The organism is Clostridium sp. MSTE9 (assembly GCF_000277625.1).
Lineage (GTDB): Bacteria > Bacillota > Clostridia > Oscillospirales > Acutalibacteraceae > Faecalispora > Faecalispora jeddahensis.
The window spans coordinates 1-20,550 of record NZ_AKFU01000045.1 but is presented as its reverse complement, the minus strand read 5'-3'; the positions used below and the strand labels follow the sequence as shown (position 1 = coordinate 20,550).

Here is a 20,550-nt window from a genome sequence, read left to right as displayed (position 1 = left end):
ACTATGGCTACAATTATTATTTCCGTCATTGTTTTTGGAGGAATCGCTTTTGCTGCGTATCAGACCTATCGCACCCACAAATCCGGTGGATGCAGCGGGTGCAGCGGCAACTGCGGCTGCTGCAGCCCGGAAGAGGAGCAAGCGCATCATCACAAGTGAGCCGCAGTGTTTCTGAAGATGAGGTTTCCTCTGTCACATTTCGATTCGACAATAGAGTTAGCTTTGCTAACTCTATTGTTTGAACCATAAGTTAGTCACATCTAACTAATGGAATACATAAGCCTATTCATTGAGTTTTCAAAAAAGAAAGGATGGTAAGAAAAGTATGAGTGTTGTCATTATTGGGGGCCATGACCGAATGGTCTGTACCTACAAGGACATATGTAAGCAGTTCAACTGCAAAGCCAAGGTATTTACGCAGCAGCCGGCAAATTTGAAAACACAAATTGGCTGCCCCGATCTTCTGGTCCTTTTTACCAGCACGGTATCGCACCAAATGGTGTATAGCGCGCTCCAGATGACGAAAAATACCGGAACGGCGGTCGTGCGTTCTCACAGCAGCAGTTCCTGCGCACTGAAAAACATTCTGGCCGAGCATTGTTGCTAACCGAAAGTTCCCGAGCGCCGAATCCTGTTCACGAAGGGTATGATCGGATCATGCTGGAACGTTATTTAGTAGAATATTGTGCATCCACATTGGCCGGGCTGAAAACGGCGAGCCTTTTCAGTTATACCGGCGAAGAAAAAGAGTTGGTACTGGACTATCTCTCTTATTGGAACCAAATTTTGAACCCACGCGGCGTTTACCTGGAATTGCTGCACAGCAATTCAGCCCGCGAACTGATTTATGTTTACCGTGCCTCTGCTTTGACGGCGGATTTGAACCGCCCGGAGGCGATCCATTTTTTGAACGAATACGGTTATCCCATGGGCAGCTTATCGGACTGCCTGAATTATCTAAGGCAGCGGATTGCGCTGACTCAATCCTTCCCCCATGAAATCGGGCTGTTTTTAGGGTACCCGATTGAGGATGTGGCGGAATTTATTAAAAATCAGGGCCGCAACTGCAAATACTGCGGCATCTGGAAAGTATACCACAACGAAATCGAAGCAAAACGTCTCTTTGCTAAAATTGATAAATGCAGGGCAATTTATACCAAGCTGTTTTGCGGCGGAAGGTCGGTGCTTCAGCTGACCGTCGCTGCTTAATGATAATACGGATCTGAGATGAAAAAGGGTGCCCGGTTGTCTCTCCCGTTTCCGGCGGGGGAGACAACCATCGCGATGCACTGTTTTTGATTGAAGATCAGTATAATTTGAAGAAACTGGAAAGGCAGTGAAAGATTATGGCAAAATTGGCAGTAGTCTATTGGAGCGGCACAGGAAATACAGAAGCGATGGCAAACCTGGTGGCAGATGGCGCCCGGGAAGCCGGAGCGGATGTTTCGGTTTATACTTCCGCAGAATTCACTCCCGAGCTGGCCGATGAGTTTGAGCACATCGCGTTCGGGTGCCCCTCTATGGGAGCGGAGCAGCTGGAAGAAAGCGAGTTCGAGCCTATGCTTGATTCCGTGAAAGAGAAGCTTTCCTCCAAGAAAGTGGCTCTGTTCGGCTCTTACGGCTGGGGCGACGGCGAGTGGATGAGAACCTGGGACAGCGACCTGCAGGGCGCTGGCGTACCGGTGATTGGCACTGTGATTGCGAACGAAGCCCCCGACGATGAAGCAGCCGAAAACTGCAAGGATCTGGGCAAGGCTCTCGCGAACGCATAACTCCCCAACATAAAGACAGTTTCCTCTGAATAGAATGGGAAAGACCGGGTTTCAGGACTCGGTCTTTTCTTTTTGATCAGTATCTTTGGAATTTTCCGCTGGATAAAGTGTTACTACAGGGCTGGCCTCTTCCAATACCGATTCTTCCCCGTTTTGCTGCGCCCGGATTAACAGTTCAATTGCGTCTGCGACCTGAGCTGCTAAAGAGTAATACATGGCTTTGTAATCAGGCATATGTTTCACCTCAGTTTTATTTTATGCAATTATCGCATAAAAGTCAATATGCGAAAACCGCATAAAGTAAAATGCTTATGAGGTGATAAGCTTGTATCCGAGAATCAAAAATTTACGGGAAGACTGTGACTTCACCCAACAGCAGCTGGCGGAGGTGTTGAATATCAGTCAGGCGACCTATTCCCGATATGAAAGCGGAACGCTGGATATTCCCAGCTCGGCGCTGATTGCTTTGGCAAAATTTTATAAAACAAGCATTGATTATCTTTTAGGGCAGACAGATGAAAAGCCCCCTTACCCTGCGCCCAAAAGAAAGCATGACAAGAACGCTTCCCCCTGATAAAAGAAGAAGGAACAGCCTCCAATGGCAATGCCATTGGAGGCTGTTCCTTCTTTCCATATAATTTCTGTTATCCCAACAGAATATCTGCAATCAAAATGTTCGAAACCAGAAAACCCTTTGGTGTAAAGCGGATGTTTTCCTCATCGCACACGACCAGCCCCTGTTCCACATAACGACGAGCTCTTTTCAAATACTCTTCCGGGAAGGGGCTGCCAAAGCGGCTCTGATATTCCTTTTGCTGCAAGCCGCCGCACAGGCGCAGCTGCAGCATGGCGTATTCCTCCGGCGAACCGCCGTCGCCCTCGCAGATGTTGCGTGGCTCCTGCAGAAAGGCTTCCAGATCACCGGGGTAATAATAGCGCCGGCCATCGATGAACGAGTGGGCGGACGGCCCGGCTCCGTAATATTCCTCTGCATTCCAGTATTTCAGATTATGGCGGCTCTCATAGCCGGGAACAGCGAAATTCGATACCTCATACTGATGGAACCCGGCCTGCTCCAGCTCGCGGCAGGCCAGCAGATACAGCTCCGCGGATTCATCTTCATCCGGCAGGACCATGTCGTCCCGGCGGTCGTAATATACCGTGCCCTGCTCAATTTTGAGCAGGTAGGAAGAAACATGCTGCACACCGCAATCGGCGCAAAAAGCGATCGACCGCTGAAGGCTTTCACTGTTCTGCTGTTGTACCGCCAGCATCAAATCAAGAGAAATGTTGTCGAACCCGGCCTGCTGTGCTTCCCGAACCGCCTGCCGTACCTGGCCGATCGAGTGGCGGCGCCCCAGAAGGCGCAGTTCCTCCTCATCGGCGGACTGCAGGCCCATCGAAAGACGGTTGACTCCGGCTTTCCGCAGGGTTTCGAAAAATCCCGGTTCATATTCCCCGGGATTGACCTCCACCGTGATCTCCGCCCCGCTGAGGCCCCAGTTCTGCCGCACGGCGTCAAGCAGCCCGACAATCCGGTTTGCGCCCAGCACAGAGGGGGTTCCGCCGCCAAAATATACGGTGTCCGCCTCGCGGTTCAGCCGTGTGGCAGCGGCGTACAGCAAACGCTTCATCTGCTCGGTGTAAGCGTCTTTCTCTTCTTCTTTGCCCCGGATCGAGTAAAAATCGCAGTAGGGGCATTTTGCTTTGCAGAATGGTACATGCAGATACAGACCTATAGGTGTGCGGCTCATAATCCCTCCGTTCGAAATGTTCGTCTATTCGTCCAGTTTCAAAACGCTCATGAATGCGTCCTGCGGTACCTCTACGGTGCCGAGCTGGCGCATGCGCTTTTTTCCTTCTTTCTGTTTCTCCAGCAGTTTTTTCTTTCGTGTGATGTCGCCGCCATAGCACTTGGCCAGAACGTCCTTGCGCATGGCCCGTACGGTTTCGCGCGCGATAATGCGTCCGCCGATACATGCCTGAATCGGCACTTCAAAGAGCTGGCGCGGAATTTTCTCCGCCAGTTTTTCCGTCATTTTGCGTGCGCGGGGGTATGCCTTATCCGCGTGGATGATAAACGACAGCGCGTCTACCATTTCGCCGTTCAGCAAAATATCGAGCTTGACGAGGTTCGATTTCTCGTAGCCAATCAGCTCGTAGTCAAACGACGCATAGCCGCGGGTGCGGCTTTTCAGCGCGTCAAAAAAGTCATAGATAATCTCATTGAGCGGCAGGGTGTAGTGAATGTCCACGCGGTCGGTATCCAGATATTTCATGTCCTGGAACACGCCGCGCCGTTCCTGGCAAAGCTCCATGATGTTTCCCACATATTCCGACGGCGAATAGATGTGCGCGTTCGTCATCGGCTCCTCCGCCATCGAGATCAGCGTCGGGTCGGGGTAGTTGGTGGGGTTGTCCACATAGACCACCTCGCCGTCCGTTTTGGTGATGCGGTACACAACGCTGGGCGCGGTCGTGACAAGATCAAGATCGTATTCGCGCTCCAGGCGCTCCTGAATGATCTCCATATGCAGCAGACCCAAAAAGCCGCAGCGGAAGCCGAAGCCCAGTGCGATAGAGGTTTCCGGCTCAAAGGAAAGCGCCGCGTCATTGAGCTGCAGGCGCTCGAGCGCCTCGCGCAGGTCGGAATAATGCGCGCCGTCTGCCGGGTATACGCCGCAGAACACCATTGGCTGCGCCGCGCGGTAGCCGGGGAGCGGCTCCTTGGCCGGGCGGCTGGCCAGCGTGACGGTGTCGCCCACGCGCGCCTCCTTGACCGCCTTGATCGAAGCGGAGATATACCCCACCTCGCCCGCGTACAGGCTTTCGGTCGGCTCCATGCCTGTCGCGCGCAGGTAACCCACCTCCACTACGGTGAACTCACTGCCGGAGGCCATCATGCGGATCTGGTCGCCGGCACGCACCATACCATGCTTTACGCGGACATATACGATGACGCCGCGGTACGAATCGTAGTAGGAATCGAAAATCAGTGCCTGAAGCGGCGCTGTTTCGTCGCCCTCCGGCGGAGGAATGTCCTTCACGACGCGTTCCATCACCTGGTCGATGTTCAGGCCGGCTTTGGCCGAAACGCAGGGCGCGTCCTCTGCCGGCAGGCCGATCACATCCTCGATTTCCGCCTTCACCCGGTCCGGGTCGGCGCTGGGCAGATCGATCTTGTTGATCACCGGCACGATCTCCAGCCCGGCGCCGAGCGCCAGGTACGTGTTGGCCAGCGTTTGCGCCTCAATCCCCTGCGAGGCGTCCACCACCAGCAGCGCGCCCTCGCAGGCCGCCAAAGACCGCGATACCTCATAGTTGAAGTCCACGTGTCCGGGGGTATCGATCAGATTGAAAATATAGTCCTGCTCATCCTGGGCATGGTATACCAGCGTGACCGCGTGCGCCTTGATCGTAATGCCGCGTTCCCGCTCCAGATCCATGTTATCCAGAAGCTGATTTTCCATGTCCCGCAGTGCAACCGCTTTTGTCTGCTCTAAAATACGGTCGGCCAATGTGCTTTTTCCATGGTCAATATGGGCGATAATACTGAAATTTCTGATTCTGTTTCTTGGAATCGACATGCTGTCACCTGATTCTCCCAACTGCTCAAAATTGTGCGTGCTGAATCTTCAAATAAATTGGAATGATGTAATACAGTATTATACCACAAATCCCGTGGATTGGAAAGAAAAATGTAGTTCTGCCGCGGCTGGCAGCTGGAAAAAACGGTCGGAAAACTGGGAAAAGAGGTATAGATTTCAGGCGTTTGCTCATAATAAACACCGAATTCGTGTTATGCAGGAAAAGATCGGAGATGATTTGATTTGTGGAACCCATTTCGTCCCAAACAGGAGGAAAAGCAGAAACGGATCGACGAGGCGCTGAACCAGAGCGCGGAGCAGTCTGAAGCGGCCAGCCAAAGTCAGGAGGAAATCCTCTCCTCCTCTATGGAAGAAAACTGCCAGCACTTTGAAGAGCTGTTTCAAGACAACGACACCATTGTCTGCCGTAAAATACAAAATGCCTTTTACCCGTGGTTGGAATACCGGCTGTATTACAGCGACGGGATGGTCAGTTCGTCCCTTCTGCACGACGGCGTGCTGCGACCGCTGGTCGAGTCGCGTGAAAAGCCGGGGCGCGATCTGGCCGAAAGCCTGTCGAGGCAGGTTCTTACCGCCAGCGATATTCAGATCAGCGAAAAATGGAAGGATGTGTGCGACGGCGTTACCTACGGTGACGCGATTCTGTTTTTGCCCCACTCCTCCCGGACGCTGATTCTGTCCGCCAAAAATTTTCAGCTGCGCGGAGTGGAGGAGCCGGAAAACGAAAGAGTCCTTTCAGGCCCGCGCGAGGGCTTTAACGAAAGTCTGCTGGGCAATCTGACCCTGATCCGACGCCGGCTGCGCACGCACGATTTAAAGCTCAAGTTCCGCACCTTTGGCCGCCGTACCCAGACAAAGGCCTGCGTCTGCTATCTGGACGGCCTCGTCAACAAGAACATATTGAAGCTTTTGGAAGACAGGCTGAACAATATCGACATTGACGGCGTGCTGGACACGAACTACCTTTCCGAATTGGTGCGTGATTCTGCCCTTTCGCCATTTCGCAGTACAGGCTATACCGAACGGCCCGACGTGGTGGCTGCAAAGCTTCTGGAGGGGCGGATCGCTATTTTCCTTGACGGTACCCCAGTTGTTTTGACGGTGCCCTATTTGTTCATCGAAAATTTTCAGAGCAGCGAAGATTATTATATGAACTTTTTCTATACCTCTTTTTCGCGTATGCTTCGCATTCTCGGATTTTTCATGACCATTACCGTACCCGGCTTTTATATCGCGATTGTGGCGTTTCACCACGAGATGCTGCCCACCCCGCTGCTGATCAATATTGCCAGCGAGCGCACGGGCGTGCCCCTGCCAGCTGCCGCCGAGGCGTTCATTATGCTGATCGTTTTTGATATTCTCCGCGAAACCGGCGTGCGGATGCCGTCCAACATTGGTCAGGCACTGAGCATCGTGGGCGCTTTGGTGATCGGCCAGGCGGCGGTGGAGGCCCGGTTGGTGGCTGCCCCGATGATCATCATTGTCGGTATCACCGGTATCACCGGACTGTTGGTGCCCAGAATGAACGCACCAATCATTTTTGTGCGGATCTTCATTCTCATCGGCTCTTCGATCTTCGGGCTGTTCGGGATGATGCTGACGCTCTGCGCGCTGTTTATCCACATGCTGAATCTGGATTCCTTTGGGGTTTCTCAGCTGACCCCCAGCGGGCGTCTGCAGTTTCAGGAGATAAAAGACATAGTAATCCGCGCGCCCTGGTGGACGATGATTCAGCGCCCAAGAAAAACAGCATGGGGTACGGTACGTCAGAAGGTATCCCCGAGGACGAAAGAATGAAGAGATATTTATGCGCTGTGCTTGCCGTCTGCCTGATGCTTCCTCTGGCAGGATGCTGGAACTACCGGGGCCTGAATGAAATGACGATCGTGGCCGGTATGGCGGTCGATGAAGCTGACGATGGGCAGTACCTGATGACGTTTGAGGTGATGGATTTGACGCAGCCCACCAAAACAGCGGGGCCAAACTCAAATCTGGTGTTTGCGGAGGGCGGATCGATGCTTGAAGCGATCCGCAACGCCAAACGTCAGCTTGCCAGCAAGCTGTATTTCGGCAATATGCAGATCATGGTGATCAGTCACCAGATCGCTGAAAGAGAGGGGCTGGATGCCATTCTGGATTTTGCCCTGCGCGACTCGGAAATGCGCGAAACGATGGAGCTGGTCGTTTCGCGGGAGGAGACTGCCAGGGCCATCCTGAGCAGCGACGAAAAAAGCAGCGGTGCCGTTTCCTATGACATCAGCCGGATCATCCGGGAGGATGCCAGAGTGACGGGCTCCCTCTACAGCGCGCAGTTTTACCGTGTTTATAATGATTTCAAGATACCGGGGATGAACGTAGTTCTGCCGGTGTTTTATCTGGCGTCAGAGCCGGATTCGGAAAAAAAACACGTGGAAGCCTATGGATGCGCTGTTTTTCGGAGTAGTTTACTCGCAGGCATTCTTTCTTCGGAAGAGACAAAATATATGCTGATGGTCAACGGACCCCTCACCGGCGGCGTTCTGACGCTTTACGAACCGGAGATTACCCAGAATAACATTTCGCTGGAAATCAAAAAAGTCGAATCCTTTATGTCTTATGATAACAATAATGGAAAAATTGCTATGAAGCTGGACATTAAAATCAATGCCTATTTTGCGGAATTTCCGCACGATAAAAGCGAAGGCGATAATCCCGTACTTGACCGGGTAGAAAAATCAGCGGAAAAATTGGTTCAGGAAAATCTTCGAAATGTCATCAAAAAGCTGCAGACACAGTATCAGTCGGATGCTCTGGGGATGGGCAGCCTGATATACCGCACAAATCTGCCGCTTTGGAGGCAGATCTCTGGTCAGTGGAACGAAATATACCAGACCCTTCCCGTGGATGTTACGGTGAAAATTTACCTGGCAAATACCGCCATGGTGCGTGAGTAGTAGGAGGAGTTCCTTTGATCTATATCATACTGGTCTTTTTGATTACGGGTATCATCTGTATAGATTATATTCCAAGGCGTCAGATGATGGCCCGGCCGCTGCGTTTCTGGTACCTGGGCGTGTGTTTGTTCTGCTTTGTGGTATTGATTCTGGATCAAATAGGCGTTCCCGTTCCCAGAATTGCGACTGTTTTAACATGGATGATTCAAAAAATATGCGGCGTTTGAAAAGGGAAGGAATTCAACATGAAAACAATTCATGACAATCCTGTTTCCTCACGGGAAATGGTTCTGATGATTATTTTATTTGCTTTTGGCAGCAGTGTGGTAATGGGTGTGAACTCCCATACGGGGCAGGATGCCTGGATCTGTTTGCTGATCGCTACCGTTATCAGCATACCGGTTTTTGTGATGTACGCCAGAATCATACGGCTGATGGACGGAAAAGATTTTTTTACAACTATTCTGGACTGGTTCGGAGAAATCCCCGGCCGAATCGTGATTGCCTTGCTTGTGTGGTATTATCTGTATCTGGCGGCGATCGTCTCTCGAAATTTTTCTGAATTTATGGAGATCGTGGCCATGCCGGAAACCCCGCAGATTCCGATGATGATTTCCTTTTTGCTGGTCGGCGCTTATCTTTGCAAAAGCAGGATTCAGGTGATGAGCCAATGGTCCATCGTTGGCCTGTATCTTACCATCGGCATCATGATTATCACCGTTCTGTCTACGATTGCGAGCATGCGGCCACAGAACCTGCTGCCGGTTCTGGAGCACTCCCCGCCGGAAATAATGAGAAGCTCCTATCAAATTTTCGTATTCCCTTATGCGGAATGTGTGGTGTTTCTTCCCCTGATCAATGCGGTAAAGCATGGAAGTCCCTATAAAATCTTTCTCAAGGGGCTTTTTTACTCGACTTTGGTGCTTCTGGTTATCATCCTCCGCAATGTCCTTACGCTTGGCCCACAGTTGATGGAAGAGGAGTATTTTCCGTCTTATACCTGCGCAAGGATCATGGAGATCGGCAGCTTTCTGTCGCGGATTGAGGGGACGATTTCCGTCAACTTTATCGTAGCAGGACTGACAAAAACCAGCTTGTGCCTGTACTCCGGGGCTTTGGGGCTGGCAAAGCTGCTGAATACTCCCAATAAGCTCGACCTGATCATGATGCCGATCTTCATGTTCGTTTTGATGCTCTGCGTCCTCTCTTACACTGATGCGGTGCAGATGTTCGATTTTCTCGACCTTTACCCGCTGTATGCCCTGCCATTCCAGGTCATTGTCCCTCTTATTATCTGGCTGGTAGGCGAATGGAGAACCCACAGCAAAAAGACCTCTTCGGTACAGACGGCATCGCAAACTTCCTGAATAATATCTGTCTTTCCAGATAATTGCTGCGAATCTTCAGCAGGCAAAACACCCTTTGGTTTTTTGTGTGCGCAGAGAATGCTGAAACGCATAGCAAAGAGAATGTTTTATGCTGTTAACGGCGATTTAGCGCCCGAAATTAGCGGTTTGTGTTTGCAACAACTTTCTCAAATCTTCATACTATACTAAAGGGTGCCATCCTTTTACGAGAGACCTATTATATAGATAGGAGATTTGCATATGTCATCAGACAGAAGATCCTCATTTGGTGTCGGGGATTCGTTTTCCCCCGGCATGAAGATTTACAGCAGTAACAGCGGCAACAGTGGCTGCCCACCTTGCCCGCCGCCCTGCCCGTCACCGTGCCCACCGCCGTATCCGCCCTGCCCGCCCTGCCCGCCGTGCCCGCCTCCGTTCCCGATTCCGGGTCCCACGGGTCCCACAGGCCCCGCAGGTGCACAAGGTCCCGCCGGTCCGACCGGCGCTCCCGGCCCCGCTGGCCCCGCCGGCCCGCAGGGAGTACAAGGGCCCGTAGGCCCCGTAGGTCCTCAGGGAGCAGTAGGTCCCGCAGGTCCTCAGGGAGTACAAGGTCCCACCGGTCCCACGGGCGCAACGGGTGCCACAGGTGCTACAGGCGCCACGGGTGCACAAGGTCCTGCCGGCCCTGCCGGCCCGACCGGCCCCACAGGCGCAACGGGCGCAACAGGTGCCACAGGTGCCACGGGTGCCACAGGCGCAACCGGCCCGACCGGCCCCACAGGCGCGACGGGTGCTACAGGCGCCACAGGCCCTGTAGGTCCCACTGGAGCCACAGGCGCAACGGGTGCCACCGGCCCGACCGGTCCCACAGGTGCTACAGGTGCAACAGGCGCAACCGGCCCCGTAGGCCCCACTGGAGCCACAGGTGCAACAGGTGCCACAGGCCCCGTAGGCCCCACCGGACCCACCGCTCCGTGTATCAAATGACAACTTTCAGGAACAGAAAAGCGCCCTGCCGATCATTCGGCGGGCGCTTTTTTTATGAAACAGGCGAGCCGCCTGTTCGGGAAAAACCAGATTTCTTTTGGCGGCTGTGAAAAAACGCTTTCTTTGCTTACTCCAGCATCCACATACCGCCGTCCACATGATATACCTGGCCGGTGATGTACCACCCTTCATCGGAGCAGAGGTATGCCGCCATATTGGCGATGTCTGTCGGGTCGCCAAAGCGGTGCATCGGAATTTTAGAGAGCAGGCTCTCCCGCAGCTCCGGCTCCCAGCTGTTGGTGATGTTGCTGGGCACCACGCCGGGGGACACGCCGTTTACGGTGATGCTCTGACGAGCCGTTTCACGCGCAAGGGATTTGGTCATGCAGATCAGGGCTGCCTTGGAGGCCCCATAAGCGATCTGACCGTTGCTATAAGCACCGCCTGTGTTGCCCGATGGAGAGGTCAGGTTGATGATGCGTCCCCAGCCCTTTTTGCGCATCTGCTCGATCGCATACTTCGAGCAGAGGAACGCGCCCCGCACGTTCACCTTTATCACCTTGTCGAAGGTCTCCGGCTCCATATCCTCGATCAGGGCGTTCAGGTTAATGCCGGCGTTATTGATCAGGATGTCCACGCCGCCGCTTTCCTGCTCCATCCGGTCGAAAAACCGCCGCATATCCTCGACCTCAGACACGTCCGCGCGCACGCAGTGCAGATTCTGCGGATTCTCCACCAGCTCCGGCAGTTTGTCGAGATTGGCCTGATTCACGTCGCAGACATAGACCGCCGCGTGGTCGGCGAGGAACCGCCTGGTGAATGCCAGCCCGATTCCATTCGCACCGCCGGTGACACATACTGTTTTATTAGAAAACATATTGAAACGCTCCTTTGTATCAAACGGGTTTGTGGTTACTGCATTCCAGCACGATTTTGGGATACTGCGAGGAACGCAGCAGGTCGAACGCCTCCACCCCCTGTGACAGCGGCAGAACCTTGCCGATGATTTTTTCGGTCTGCAGCTTGGGGATGAGGTTCATGACACGATGATAATGGAAGGTCGTGGTGAATGCCGTATGGATGCTCGCTTCCTTCTGATAAAGCCGGTAGAGGTTTACCGGCAGCTCGTACTGCATGGGGTACACCGCGAAATACATCACTTTGCCCTTGTTTGCGACCAGGTCCAGCATCGCGGGTGCGGCGGACGGCGACCCGGAGGCCTCGAAAACCATATCGTAGCCCCGCTCCTGCGTGATCTCCTTACCTCTGGCAACCGTATCCTCCGTAAGGGGGTCAACCACGTACTCCGCCCCCAGTGAGAGAGCCAGCTCACGCTTGGAGGCGACCGGCTCGAACACCGTGACCTTCGTGCCGCCGTGCAGCAGAAGCAGATTCAGCAAAATGCTGCCGATCCCTCCTGCGCCGGAAAGCGCTACGGTCGCGCCCGCCGGTATCTCCATCAGGTCAACCCCGCGCAGGGCGCAGGCACATGGCTCTGCAAGGCAGTACGGCAGCATGTCGTCCCCGTCGGGAATCCGGAAGATCATATTGGGGCGTACCAGCGCGTATTCCGTAAAGGTACGCACGCGCCACCGGTGTTTGCAGAACATATCGTCCCCGCGCTTGCAGTCGTCGCACTCGCCGCAGGGGGACGCCCCCGCGCAGGCGACACGGTCGCCAAGCTTCCAGCCCAGCTCCGCCATTCCCTTGCCCAGTGCGACGATGGTGCCGCAGGACTCATGCCCCAGCAGATGCGGCGTTGGCACATTGTCCATTCCGTGGTCGACCACATGCAGGTCCGACCCACAGAATGCGACGTAATCCACCCGGATTTTGATCGTTCCCGGTTTTACCTGCGGTTCCGGCAGCTCGCGCAGCTCTACGCGTCCCGGTTCCGTATACATCAAAGCTTTCATGTGTTCCCCTTTCCTTTAACCCTTGACGGAGCCCGCCGTCATGCCTGTCACCAGATGCTTCTGCACCAGCATAAACAGCAGAACGACCGGGATCACCGCCGTAATTCCTCCCGCGGAGATCATGTCCCACCGCACGTCGTATTCGCCAATGAAGGAGAACAGCGAAACCGGCAGGGTTCTGGTTTCGGAGGAGGTAAACATCACCGCGTAAAGATATTCGTTCCAGGAATTGATAAAGATATAGCTTCCGGTAGCGACCATGCCCGGCTTGAGCAGCGGGATGATGACCCGCAGAAACAGCTGTGGCATGGAGGCTCCGTCGATTTTCGCCGCTTCCTCAATCTCCTGCGGAATTTCATCCATAAAGCCGGTCATCAGCCAGATCGCGAAGGGAATCGTAAAGGTGCAGTATGCGATCACAAGGCTGACCCAGCTGCCCAGCAGATGCAGGTTCCGGAAGGTGATGAACAGAGGAGTCAGGAACAGCACCTGCGGGAACATATACAGCAGCAGGATTCCGCTGAGCGCAATGTCCCGGCCCGGAAAGCGATACCGTGAGAAGGCGTACCCCGCCATAGACGATACGATGATCGCGATGCAGCTGGTGACGGTGGCGACCAGAGTGCTGCGGAGCATGCTGGGGATAAAATCCGTATTGGTAAACAAAAAGCGATAATTATTGAGCGTGGGCATCTCTGGAAGGTAGTGTACGGTCTTGGTATACAGCTCGCTGGTGTTTTTCAGGGAGGTGAGAAAGGTCCACGCATAGGGGAAGATGATGAACACCAGCAGCAGCGCAAAAGGCAGGTAAAACAGGAAGAAATTTTTTCTCTTTTTCATCGCTCATCTCTCCCTATTTTTTCTGGTGAATTTCAAATAGAAGGTCATGAACAGGATCATAATGAGGGTTCCATACACCGCGATGGTGGAACCATAGCCAAAGTTCAGGGATTTCTGCGCTTCTATGTAAGCGTTCAGGGAAAGCGTCAGCGAGCTGTACCCCGGTCCACCCTGAGTCATCAGATAAAGCACCTCGACGTTGTTGAATACCCAGATAATGCGAAGCAGACTGGTAATTACAATCGTCGGGAAGATGTGCGGCCATGTGATATAGTAAAACTTTTGCCAGATATTCGCGCCGCTGACGTCGGCGGCCTCATACAGATCGATCGGGATGGACTGCAGGGAAGCCAGAATCATGATCGCGAAGAAGGGCGTACCCTGCCAGACCATCGTCAGAATTTGGGCGTTCAGCGCCGTATGAGCGTTGGAAAGCCACGCGACCTTATCCCCGAGGATTCCCGCACGCATCAGCAGATCGTTGAGGACCCCGAAATTGCCGTTATACATCCACATCCACATCAGCGCAATTACCACGCCCGGGGTGACCCATGGGATCAGAGAGATGGAGCGGAGAAAGCCCCGGAATCTGAAATTCTGGTTCAGGATCAAGGCGAGGATGAGGCCGAGCAAAAACTGCAGGGATACGGTGACGATCACCCAGCGCGCCGTATTGGACAGGGACGCGAGGAACGCATCGTCGTGCCAGACCTGGATGTAGTTTTGCAGCCCGACAAACCGCCGGTTTGCAAGGTCGAACATCGCGTAATACTGAAAGCTGGTGAACACCGCGTAAAAAATCGGATAAATAATGATGCAGCAGATCAGCAGAAGCGCCGGCGCCAGCATGATATACGGCGTATAATCCCGTTTCTTTCGAACGTTTTGTACACTATTTGTCATAGAATCACCTTTTCTGAAAAAGCGGAAAGCGCATGCTTTCCGCTTTTTCCCTTTCACTCTTGCCGTGCGCATCATGGCACATAACATCAGATTTGCAAAGGGGCAAACCACAAAAGTGCTGCGGAAAGCATAAGGTTTGTGTCTTTGCCTCGCCAAAGGAGGGGCAAAGACACGGTTTCATCTCTTACAAGCAACCGCTGCCCGGATTATTTCAGTGAGTCGCTGAGGATCTGCATCATCTGTTCGCTGCTGATTTCGCCCAGAAGCGCACGCTGCATGGTCTGCGGCCAGATTTTTTCGGTAAACTGCCCCATGTTCGGCACGGGCGGCAGCATTTTGGAATCCGGCAGGCTGTCGATCGAAATCTTCATGAACGGATCGCTCTGATATTTGTCGAGCTTCTGAACCGATTCCATCCACGGAACCATGTCGACATTATCGGAGATGATGTCATGGATTTCAGGGCTGGTCAGCCATTTCGCGAACTTGAGAGTAGCCTCTTTCTGCTTCGAGCTTGAGTAGACGCCGATGCTGGACGGGATGCTCGGTACATATTTTCCGCCGTCGCCGGTGGGTACGGGCACTACCGCCAGATTTTCCTTGCCGACTGCTTCCAGCATACCGGTGGAGGAGCCGACGTGGTGGATCAGCATCGAGGCAACGCCGGATTTGAAGTTCTGAACGGTCTGCTCAAAGCCGTCCGTGGGAGCGGAGGGCGGAGCCCAGCCGTTTTTGAAGATGTTCAGGTACATTTCGTTCGCCTTTACCAGCGTGGGATTCGTGAGCATCGGTACGTCGTTTTCATCGACATAGTCGGCGCCCTTCAGGCTGTTGAGCACCAGAGAAGCCCACATGTCCTGTCCGCCTTTCGCACCGCGCATGCTGAAGCCGTAGGTGTCGATTTTTCCGTCACCATTGGTGTCGCGGGTCAGCTTTTCGCAGGCCTCATAGAATTCCTGCATATTGGTGGGATAATTGAGCCCGACCTCTTTGAAGTGGTCGGCGCGGCAGTAGAGATAGAGCACCACGTTGCAGAACGGCAGGCTGTACAGCCGATCCTGTCTTGCATAGGCCGTATCCATTTCCGCTTTCGGAATCTCAGGGAGCACTTCCCATTTGCTCACCTCGTCCGTGAGGTCCTCGAGTGCGTTCATTCCCTTTAGTTCTGTCAGCCAGGAAGGATACATCTTGAAAACATCGGGGCCCGTGTTGGAGCTCATCGCGGTGATCAGCTTGTCGTGGTAGCTGCTCTGTGGAATGGATTCAAATTTGACATTGATATCCGGAGCATATTCCTTCCACTTGCTCTCCAATATGTCTTTATGCATGCCTTCCAGATCTTCCCAGTACCAGAATGTGAGATTTACCGGCTCTCCAGATGTTCCTGAAGCCGCAGGTGTGCCGGACGATGAGGAATTGGGTGCGCAGCCGCCCAGGGCCGATAAGGCCATCACAGCGGAAAGGGACAATGCCAACCATTTTCTCTTCATTTCTATACCTCCTAATCATTATTTATAAAAACAGCTTCCTGTTTTATAGGTCATTCTCGAAACAGTCCTTGATGTAATGGAGTCCCTGCCGCAGCCGCTGCATGCGGCCCAAAAAGGAAACGTCCTGTTCCAGGTTCCTCCAGATTCTCATGTTCTGAGAGGCTTCGCCCAGAAACATCAGAAAGCTTTCGATCGTGACGGAGCCGTCGTAGCCGGTTTCCCGCAGGGCCTTCCCGATTTCGGGCCAGCAGATGCGGGCTGTATGATACGGGATTTTCCGGTTTGGCTCGCTCACATGAAAATGCCCGATCTTTCCTTTTGCGGCGCGGATCGCCGCCGGGATGTCGTCCTCCTCTATGTTCATGTGGAACACGTCGGCCAAAAGCTTACAGTTGGGGCTTTCCACACACCGGCAGAAATCCAGGCCCTCCGCCAGCGTGTTGATGAGATAATGCTCAAAGCGGTTTACGACCTCTAAATTAACGGTCACACCTTCGCTTTCCGCTGTGGGCATGACGCTTCGGATGCCTTCGATGCTGCGCAGAAGGCGTTCCCGCTTTACTGTGGGATCAATGCGAAGGCTCTGGTAATCGGCCGGCCACCGGGAGTAAACGATTCCCCCCAGCATGGTTCCGCCTGCTTTGGCAATCCTGCGGATGGAGAGACGAAGATAATCCTGCGCGAGCTGGCGCGGCTCCTCTTCCGGCGCGCTCATTTCATAGCCCTCTGGAAAACGGAAGGTATAGATTGCCTGCACGCCCGTTTCTTTCTGCGCCTGCCGGATCTGTTCGCAAAACCGCTCGTCACCCGCCAGTATGCTGTCGGGGATCCGAGTTTCAAAGGTTTGTGCGCCAAGCTCCGCCGCCTGTGCCAGATGCAGGGCCAGCTGCTCTGCGTCGTACTCCGGTCCCCAGCATCCAAGGTGTACGCCATACCGCATTCCGGTTCCCTCCCCGCGTGTGTTTTCCTCTCTTGTTCCACATTTTATCTATTTTTGCGGACTTACACAATGAAATTTTACTGCATCATTGACAACTATTTACACGAATCAAAATTCGGCGGCGAGCAAACAGGAACATTTTTACGAATTTGCGTGACTATTTTCCGTTTTTTCTATTCGCCTTGCTTTTTTTCACCGAAATCATATAATGATCGGTAGAAAGAAATCACGAAGCGATTGGAAACGGAACAGAAAAAGCAACCGTTTCTTCCGCAAAGGAGGGTATGGTACCATAGCCGCAGGCGGCCTTTGTACCGCCAATTGATAAAATATACCACAACGGCCGATCTGTGCCTGTGGTATAGTCAATACAAAACGCAGAAACGCTCAGGGTGGGTGCTTCACCGCCGGATTTACCGTAAGGATTGGTGCATATGTTCGCAAACAGAAGCCTGAAAAGCAAACTTTTTTTCTGCCTGTTCGTCTTTCTTGTGCTCCCGTATTTAGCGCTGAACGCTGTCTTTTACGCCGCGGCGGAATCGATCATCCATGAAAAAATCGTCAACTCCACAACCAAAGCGCTCAAGCAGACCTGTTTGAACATTGAGGGAGTCGTTTCTTCCATTGTGACGGGCTCGAATGTGATCGCGCGGACAGACTGGGTCGCACAGGGATTAGTCAGCCCCCCCGCCGACGCTTTGGGCAGAACCCGCCTGCAAATTGAAATCAACACCTTGTTTCAAAGCGTGCAAACCAACATTCTGCCGGTGGAGAGCGAAATTTTGATGGTGTCCGCCAGCGGAGAAATTTATTCCACAGCGCTGCGGGATCCTGACCGCGCCGACGCTGCTCTCTCCTCCAGCTGGTGCGGCCAGACCCTGGAACGCAGCTATTTTTATAACTGGCATCAATTACATAACAGGGATTTGGGGCTGATGGGAGGAGAAAATGCAGAGGTGATCGTCATGTCACGCGCCGTCAGAGATTCCTCCGGGAAAGTCTGCGGCGTTCTGGCCATCGCGATTGATAAGAGGGTCTTTTCCGAAATCTTTTCCAACCTCGCTTCAGACCGTCAGGAAAGCTACATCATTACCGAAGCAGATGGCAGCATTGTGCTTTCTTCACGGCAATTCTCTGTTTCCGAAGCCTTCGCGCCTTATTTTCAGCAGATTTTGGACAGGCGCAGCGGTTCTTTCTCTTATTATGACAGCTCCGATCAATATCTCGTGAATTTTATGAGCATCGATCCCCTCAACTGGAGAATCGCCGTCTTCTCCCCGCATCGGTATGTGTTTTCCGAAATCGATCAGCTGCGCACCAAGACCATTTCACTGCACATCCTTTTCCTGGTTCCCTTCTCGGTTATCGTGATTGCCTTGTTCTATCGCTTTCTGCGTCCGCTTTCCGCGCTCATGACATTGATCCATCGGGTGCAAAAGGGAGACCTCTCCCGGCGGGCCCCCGTCACATCAAAGGATGAGCTTGGCGTTTTGACCGAGCACTTCAATACTATGTTGGATAACGTCGGCCGCCTGATCGAGGAAAATCAGCAAAAGCAGCTTCGTCTGGCGGAGCAGGAGAAGGAAAAAGAGGCAATGCGGTACCTGGTTCTGTATTCCCAGATCAACCCGCACTTTTTGTTCAACACCCTGAACAACATCAAGTGGATGGCCCTGATCAACCACGACCGTGTCGTGGCGGACAGCATTTCAAAGCTGGGGCATTTGCTGGAGGCCAGCATTCGGAACACCCAAGACGAAATCACGCTGCGGGAAGAGCTGTCTTATCTGGAAAGCTATGCGCACATCATGCTGCTGAGCCAGCCGGGCAAATTCAAGCTGCATTTCGACGTCGCACCAGAGGTAATGGAGTGCAGAATCTTAAAGCTTCTGCTGCAGCCGCTGGTAGAAAACAGCATCATACACGGGTTCCAGAACAAGGCGGAGAACGGGAAAATCATCATCACCGCCGCGCGGCGCGACGGTAACCTTGTCATTGAGGTATCCGACAACGGGGTAGGCGTGCAGGAAACGGAGCTGGACGGCATTTTAAGCCGGAAGCTGCCGATGAACAAGCTTGGCGTCAACAACACCAATCAGCGCATCCGCCTGTATTACGGAGAGCAGTTCGGTATCCAGATCACCTCAAACATGGACGGAGGGACCCTTGTGACTGTTACTCTGCCATTCCACATCCAAAAAGAGGAGGCGAATTCAGATGTATAAGGTATTGATCGCTGATGACGAACCGTTGGTGCGGATCGGGCTGGCTTCCTCGATTCCCTGGAAGGAGCTGGATCTGGCGCTTGTAGGGGAGGCCTCCAACGGAAAAGAGGCGCTCGCGCTGATCGAAGCCTATGAGCCGGACATTTTGCTGCTGGACATCGGAATGCCCGTCATGGATGGAATCCGCCTGATGGAAATCCTCAAGGAGCGCAAGTATGCCGTTCAAACGCTTGTGCTGAGCTGCCACAATGAGTTTGAATATGTCAAACAGGCCTTGAAGCTGGGCGCTTTTGATTATATCCTCAAGCTTTCTCTGGACGTTGACGAGCTGACCCGTCAATTAAAACAGATCAAAGAGAATCTGGGAGAACATTCCGCAGATACCTTCCGCCAGGATAAAAAAGTGATCAACGATTATCTTTATCGGTTCCTGAACTATCTTCCGGAAGCCTCTCCTCTTCCTGCAGAGGTGCAAGAAGCCCTCGCGCAGACGGAGCAAAACGAAAATGACCTTTTGATGATCGAGATGCGGCGGCCATGTGAGCGGTCAGAGACCTACTCCAATATCCTGCGCGAGGTCGCTTTGCAGACGCTTGGGCCTGAACAGCCGTGGTATTACTGCATACTGGACGCCTGCAAGGTGCTGTTCATCATTCCCGGGCAGCCCGAAGCCCAGATCGAATTGTTGATCCACCGTATTTTCGATATGCTGCACGCCTATCTCAGCAGCCAGTTTCATATCGGCGTCAGCGCGCCCTTTACAGGAATTTCGAAAATACATGAAGCGGTGCGGCAGGCGGATACCGCGCTGCGCCACGGCTTTTACACCCCGAACCAGAGCGTTTTCTTCTTTACGAAGGAACCTCGATACGTCATGAATTCCCTGATCAGCAGTTCGCTGGAAAAAAGTATTTATCAGCAGATAGAGCTTGGGAATTTCGATGAGGTAAAGAGGATGGTGCTGGAGATCATCGATGAGAACCTGGAAAAAAAGACGCTGCACCCCAGTGTTCTACTGGGGAATATGATCGAGATCACGGGGCTTTTCGCAAAGTATCTGCGCACGTTTGATCTGATGCTCCCGGACCTTTCCGAAGAATACGAGCACTTTTTTGAGCAGATTCTGAAATACCGCAGCATCTTTGCGCTTCGGGAGGGTTACGAGCGGTTTCTGGACTGCTATGCGCAGCGGGTGAGCCAGCTCAAAAAGAGCGGCAACCGCGACGATATTGTTAAAGCAAAGGTCTATATTCAGGAAAATTTCCGGAAGCAGCTTTATCTGGAGGACGTTGCGAGATACGTCAATATGAGCAAGAATTATTTCAGCTGCATCTTTAAAAAAGAAACCGGCTTCAGCTATGTGCATTACCTGAATTCCCTGCGGGTGGAGGAGGCCCAGCGGCTGTTCCAGACCGGTTCGTTTAAAATCTACGAGGTGGCCGAAATGGTGGGCTATAACAATACCAATTACTTTTATAAGACCTTTAAAAAATTTACCGGCTATAACCCGAACGATTTTCGAAATAATCTAAGCAGATAACATGCTCTGCGGCAGACAACCAGATTTAACAAACATTGCGAAAAAGGCTC

At 53.0% G+C, this 20,550-nt stretch carries 20 protein-coding genes; 11 read left to right on the top strand and 9 right to left on the bottom strand.

The window, feature by feature from the left end; genetic code table 11:
* The first annotated feature begins 3 nt into the window (after positions 1–3).
* From HMPREF1141_RS13355 to HMPREF1141_RS13340, 4 genes are all read left to right on the top strand, one after another.
* A complete protein-coding gene (locus HMPREF1141_RS13355) occupies positions 4–159 on the top strand; it encodes a FeoB-associated Cys-rich membrane protein (RefSeq protein WP_009065312.1) in 156 nt (51 codons plus the stop codon).
* A gap of 166 nt (positions 160–325) precedes the next feature.
* Positions 326–607, top strand: coding sequence for a DUF2325 domain-containing protein (locus HMPREF1141_RS13350; protein ID WP_020074362.1), 282 nt, complete (start codon positions 326–328; stop codon positions 605–607).
* 50 nt (positions 608–657) lie between these two features.
* Entirely contained in the window at positions 658–1,209 is a 552-nt protein-coding gene (locus tag HMPREF1141_RS13345; protein ID WP_009065319.1) for a DUF3793 family protein, read from the top strand.
* A gap of 137 nt (positions 1,210–1,346) precedes the next feature.
* Positions 1,347–1,772 carry a flavodoxin gene (locus HMPREF1141_RS13340; protein ID WP_035317159.1) on the top strand — a complete coding sequence of 142 codons (426 nt, stop codon included), beginning with the start codon at positions 1,347–1,349 and terminating at the stop codon, positions 1,770–1,772.
* Positions 1,773–1,823: 51 nt separating this feature from the next.
* On the opposite strand, the gene HMPREF1141_RS13335 is transcribed toward HMPREF1141_RS13340, so the two are convergent.
* Positions 1,824–2,006: a hypothetical protein gene (locus HMPREF1141_RS13335; RefSeq protein ID WP_009065334.1), complete on the bottom strand. Its 183-nt coding sequence runs from the start codon at positions 2,004–2,006 to the stop codon at positions 1,824–1,826.
* Positions 2,007–2,097: 91 nt separating this feature from the next.
* Here HMPREF1141_RS13335 and HMPREF1141_RS13330 point away from each other — a divergent pair, with 91 nt between their 5' ends.
* Positions 2,098–2,346: a helix-turn-helix transcriptional regulator gene (locus tag HMPREF1141_RS13330; RefSeq protein WP_009065327.1), complete on the top strand. Its 249-nt coding sequence runs from the start codon at positions 2,098–2,100 to the stop codon at positions 2,344–2,346.
* Between the two features lie 70 nt (positions 2,347–2,416).
* Here the strand turns inward: HMPREF1141_RS13330 and hemW are convergent, their stop codons facing one another.
* Together hemW and lepA are read right to left on the bottom strand one after the other, a co-directional pair.
* Entirely contained in the window at positions 2,417–3,526 is a 1,110-nt protein-coding gene (gene hemW / locus HMPREF1141_RS13325) for a radical SAM family heme chaperone HemW (RefSeq protein ID WP_009065296.1), read from the bottom strand.
* Between the two features lie 24 nt (positions 3,527–3,550).
* Positions 3,551–5,359, bottom strand: a complete 1,809-nt coding sequence (gene lepA, locus HMPREF1141_RS13320) for a translation elongation factor 4 (RefSeq protein ID WP_009065318.1) — start codon at positions 5,357–5,359, stop codon at positions 3,551–3,553.
* Positions 5,360–5,602: 243 nt separating this feature from the next.
* Between lepA and HMPREF1141_RS13315 the strand changes: the two genes are divergently transcribed.
* From HMPREF1141_RS13315 to HMPREF1141_RS13300, 4 genes are read left to right on the top strand one after another with little or no spacing between them, the layout of a single operon-like run.
* Entirely contained in the window at positions 5,603–7,177 is a 1,575-nt protein-coding gene (locus HMPREF1141_RS13315) for a spore germination protein (RefSeq protein ID WP_009065291.1), read from the top strand.
* A complete protein-coding gene (locus tag HMPREF1141_RS13310) occupies positions 7,174–8,313 on the top strand; it encodes a Ger(x)C family spore germination protein (protein ID WP_035317158.1) in 1,140 nt (379 codons plus the stop codon). Before HMPREF1141_RS13315 ends, HMPREF1141_RS13310 begins: the two co-directional genes overlap by 4 nt.
* A gap of 14 nt (positions 8,314–8,327) precedes the next feature.
* Entirely contained in the window at positions 8,328–8,540 is a 213-nt protein-coding gene (locus HMPREF1141_RS13305) for a hypothetical protein (protein WP_009065314.1), read from the top strand.
* Between the two features lie 18 nt (positions 8,541–8,558).
* Positions 8,559–9,680 carry an endospore germination permease gene (locus HMPREF1141_RS13300; RefSeq protein ID WP_009065274.1) on the top strand — a complete coding sequence of 374 codons (1,122 nt, stop codon included), beginning with the start codon at positions 8,559–8,561 and terminating at the stop codon, positions 9,678–9,680.
* Positions 9,681–10,773: 1,093 nt separating this feature from the next.
* Here HMPREF1141_RS13300 and HMPREF1141_RS13290 read toward each other — a convergent pair.
* From HMPREF1141_RS13290 to HMPREF1141_RS13265, 6 genes are all read right to left on the bottom strand, one after another.
* Positions 10,774–11,523, bottom strand: coding sequence for an SDR family NAD(P)-dependent oxidoreductase (locus HMPREF1141_RS13290; protein WP_009065311.1), 750 nt, complete (start codon positions 11,521–11,523; stop codon positions 10,774–10,776).
* Between the two features lie 19 nt (positions 11,524–11,542).
* Positions 11,543–12,562, bottom strand: coding sequence for an alcohol dehydrogenase catalytic domain-containing protein (locus HMPREF1141_RS13285; protein ID WP_009065332.1), 1,020 nt, complete (start codon positions 12,560–12,562; stop codon positions 11,543–11,545).
* Positions 12,563–12,577: 15 nt separating this feature from the next.
* Positions 12,578–13,402: a carbohydrate ABC transporter permease gene (locus HMPREF1141_RS13280; protein ID WP_009065372.1), complete on the bottom strand. Its 825-nt coding sequence runs from the start codon at positions 13,400–13,402 to the stop codon at positions 12,578–12,580.
* A 3-nt stretch (positions 13,403–13,405) separates the two neighbouring features.
* On the bottom strand, positions 13,406–14,305 hold the full coding sequence (locus HMPREF1141_RS13275; RefSeq protein ID WP_035317157.1) for a sugar ABC transporter permease: 900 nt from the start codon (positions 14,303–14,305) through the stop codon (positions 13,406–13,408).
* 206 nt (positions 14,306–14,511) lie between these two features.
* Complete coding sequence (locus HMPREF1141_RS13270; protein ID WP_009065362.1) at positions 14,512–15,795, bottom strand: sugar ABC transporter substrate-binding protein; 1,284 nt, start codon at positions 15,793–15,795, stop codon at positions 14,512–14,514.
* 43 nt (positions 15,796–15,838) lie between these two features.
* Positions 15,839–16,735 (bottom strand): sugar phosphate isomerase/epimerase family protein, encoded by an 897-nt coding sequence (locus HMPREF1141_RS13265; RefSeq protein WP_009065330.1) that lies wholly within the window; start codon positions 16,733–16,735, stop codon positions 15,839–15,841.
* 434 nt (positions 16,736–17,169) lie between these two features.
* On the opposite strand from HMPREF1141_RS13265, the gene HMPREF1141_RS13255 reads away from it, so the two are divergent.
* Positions 17,170–18,960 (top strand): sensor histidine kinase, encoded by a 1,791-nt coding sequence (locus HMPREF1141_RS13255; RefSeq protein WP_009065325.1) that lies wholly within the window; start codon positions 17,170–17,172, stop codon positions 18,958–18,960.
* The gene (locus HMPREF1141_RS13250) at positions 18,953–20,500 is read left to right on the top strand and encodes a response regulator (RefSeq protein WP_009065358.1); all 1,548 of its coding nucleotides are present in this window, start codon (positions 18,953–18,955) and stop codon (positions 20,498–20,500) included. The genes HMPREF1141_RS13255 and HMPREF1141_RS13250 overlap by 8 nt, the downstream gene beginning before the upstream one ends.
* Positions 20,501–20,550 lie beyond the last annotated feature (50 nt).

What these genes read in the sequence shown, in the direction of transcription:
- HMPREF1141_RS13355 (WP_009065312.1), top strand. Translation starts at nt 4, where the DNA reads ATGGCTACAATTATTATTTCCGTCATTGTTTTTGGAGGAATCGCTTTT.
- HMPREF1141_RS13350 (WP_020074362.1), top strand. Translation starts at nt 326, where the DNA reads ATGAGTGTTGTCATTATTGGGGGCCATGACCGAATGGTCTGTACCTAC.
- HMPREF1141_RS13345 (WP_009065319.1), top strand. Translation starts at nt 658, where the DNA reads ATGCTGGAACGTTATTTAGTAGAATATTGTGCATCCACATTGGCCGGG.
- HMPREF1141_RS13340 (WP_035317159.1), top strand. Translation starts at nt 1,347, where the DNA reads ATGGCAAAATTGGCAGTAGTCTATTGGAGCGGCACAGGAAATACAGAA.
- HMPREF1141_RS13335 (WP_009065334.1), bottom strand. Translation starts at nt 2,006, where the DNA reads ATGCCTGATTACAAAGCCATGTATTACTCTTTAGCAGCTCAGGTCGCA.
- hemW (WP_009065296.1), bottom strand. Translation starts at nt 3,526, where the DNA reads ATGAGCCGCACACCTATAGGTCTGTATCTGCATGTACCATTCTGCAAA.
- lepA (WP_009065318.1), bottom strand. Translation starts at nt 5,359, where the DNA reads ATGTCGATTCCAAGAAACAGAATCAGAAATTTCAGTATTATCGCCCAT.
- HMPREF1141_RS13310 (WP_035317158.1), top strand. Translation starts at nt 7,174, where the DNA reads ATGAAGAGATATTTATGCGCTGTGCTTGCCGTCTGCCTGATGCTTCCT.
- HMPREF1141_RS13300 (WP_009065274.1), top strand. Translation starts at nt 8,559, where the DNA reads ATGAAAACAATTCATGACAATCCTGTTTCCTCACGGGAAATGGTTCTG.
- HMPREF1141_RS13290 (WP_009065311.1), bottom strand. Translation starts at nt 11,523, where the DNA reads ATGTTTTCTAATAAAACAGTATGTGTCACCGGCGGTGCGAATGGAATC.
- HMPREF1141_RS13285 (WP_009065332.1), bottom strand. Translation starts at nt 12,562, where the DNA reads ATGAAAGCTTTGATGTATACGGAACCGGGACGCGTAGAGCTGCGCGAG.
- HMPREF1141_RS13280 (WP_009065372.1), bottom strand. Translation starts at nt 13,402, where the DNA reads ATGAAAAAGAGAAAAAATTTCTTCCTGTTTTACCTGCCTTTTGCGCTG.
- HMPREF1141_RS13275 (WP_035317157.1), bottom strand. Translation starts at nt 14,305, where the DNA reads ATGACAAATAGTGTACAAAACGTTCGAAAGAAACGGGATTATACGCCG.
- HMPREF1141_RS13270 (WP_009065362.1), bottom strand. Translation starts at nt 15,795, where the DNA reads ATGAAGAGAAAATGGTTGGCATTGTCCCTTTCCGCTGTGATGGCCTTA.
- HMPREF1141_RS13265 (WP_009065330.1), bottom strand. Translation starts at nt 16,735, where the DNA reads ATGCGGTATGGCGTACACCTTGGATGCTGGGGACCGGAGTACGACGCA.
- HMPREF1141_RS13255 (WP_009065325.1), top strand. Translation starts at nt 17,170, where the DNA reads ATGTTCGCAAACAGAAGCCTGAAAAGCAAACTTTTTTTCTGCCTGTTC.
- HMPREF1141_RS13250 (WP_009065358.1), top strand. Translation starts at nt 18,953, where the DNA reads ATGTATAAGGTATTGATCGCTGATGACGAACCGTTGGTGCGGATCGGG.